This is a genomic window from Hydrangea phyllody phytoplasma, assembly GCF_036985185.1.
Taxonomy (GTDB): Bacteria; Bacillota_I; Bacilli_A; order Acholeplasmatales; family Acholeplasmataceae; genus Phytoplasma; species Phytoplasma asteris.
In genome coordinates, this window is record NZ_BSDA01000032.1 from 1 (window position 1) to 258 (window position 258).

The window sequence follows — 258 nt, forward strand, 5'->3', positions numbered from 1 at the left end:
CAAAATGTCTTTGATTACTTTAGAAACACAACTTTTTAAATCTTTAAACTTGGGAGTGAGTTTTTTTCTTAATTTTGCAGTATTTGTTTCTATTAATTCTAAAATCTCTTGTGGAGCTATTTTGCTTCTTGCAATTTGGGATAATTTAGCAATAATACCGCCAATTTCTCTTTTTAAAGATGTTTCTTTAATTAAATCAATGTATGTTTCTAAGTGCCGAGGAGAAGGCATCAAATCAGATAATTCATTTAAATAATT

1 pseudogene is annotated in these 258 nt (G+C 27.1%); it reads right to left on the reverse strand.

Going from position 1 to position 258, the window contains the following annotated elements:
* Window positions 1–258 (reverse strand): annotated as a pseudogene (locus AACP42_RS03070) (replicative DNA helicase); the annotation flags it as partial.